This window comes from Bradyrhizobium sp. MI1.10 (genome assembly GCF_055811035.1).
The window spans coordinates 1-962 of sequence record NZ_JBVVPN010000141.1 but is presented as its reverse complement, the minus strand read 5'-3'; the positions used below and the strand labels follow the sequence as shown (position 1 = coordinate 962).

Annotated in this window: 2 protein-coding genes; both read left to right on the top strand. The window is 63.0% G+C overall.

What is annotated here, in order from left to right; genetic code table 11:
• Positions 1–54: 54 nt before the first annotated feature.
• Positions 55–372: a transposase gene (locus tag AC0L3K_RS40620; protein ID WP_007593706.1), complete on the top strand. Its 318-nt coding sequence runs from the start codon at positions 55–57 to the stop codon at positions 370–372.
• On the top strand, positions 369–962 hold a 594-nt coding region (locus AC0L3K_RS40615; RefSeq protein WP_219685674.1), incomplete at its 3' end, for an IS3 family transposase. The genes AC0L3K_RS40620 and AC0L3K_RS40615, both read left to right, overlap by 4 nt.

Genomic DNA, 962 nt, shown 5'->3' with positions numbered 1-962 from the left:
TGAGCCTCCCCTAAATCGGTGGACACCTATAGCTTAGACAGCAAGAGGTGTCAGATGACGAAACGGCAGCGACGTTCTTATTCGGACGAGTACAAGCGGCAGGCAGTTGATCTGGTTTTGTCGAGCGGCCGCTCGGCGAAGTCGGTATCGAAGGAGCTCGGGCTTGACGGCTCCGTGCTGAGCCGATGGGTGGCGGAGCAGGGCACGGCGAGAGCCGGCGGCAGCGCCGTGGCGCCCACATCGCAAGCGGCGGTGCCGTCGGCGGACCAAGCTGACGTGATTGCGCGGTTGCAGCGGGAAAACGAACAGCTGCGCTTGGAGCGCGACATTTTAAAAAAGTCGATCGCGATCTTTGCTGGACCCCGGACATGAGGTTCCGTTTTATCGAGGATCGCCGCACGGACTATCCGGTCAAGGTCATGTGCCGTGTGCTCGGCGTCTCGCCCGCGGGCTACTATGCCTGGCGGTCGCGCCCGGAAAGCCTCCGGGCCTTGGCTAATCGAGCGCTGCTGGAAGGCATCCAGCGGGTTCATCGCGATAGCCATGGCCGCTATGGCAGCCCGCGCATTCATGTCGAACTCAAAGCCCAGGGACATCATGCAAGCCGTGGCCGGATCGAGCGGCAGATGCGCCATCATGGCATTCGAGCCATCTCGGCCGGGCCGCGACGATGCCGCACCACCGACAGCGGGCATGGCTTCCCGATCGCGCCGAACCTGCTCGGCCGGAACTTCTCGGCCGCCATGCGCAATCAGGTCTGGCTCGCTGACATCACCTTTGTCTGGACCGACCAGGGCTGGTTGTATCTGGCGGCCGTCATGGATCTGTACAGCCGCCGTATCGTGGGCTGGGCCATGGACGACCATCTGCGCGCAGAACTGCCGCTCGCCGCATTACGAATGGCGATCAAGGCGCAAAGACCAGGTCCCGGGCTGATCCATCATTCCGATCGCGGCACACAA

What these genes read in the sequence shown, in the direction of transcription:
- AC0L3K_RS40620 (WP_007593706.1), top strand. Translation starts at nt 55, where the DNA reads ATGACGAAACGGCAGCGACGTTCTTATTCGGACGAGTACAAGCGGCAG.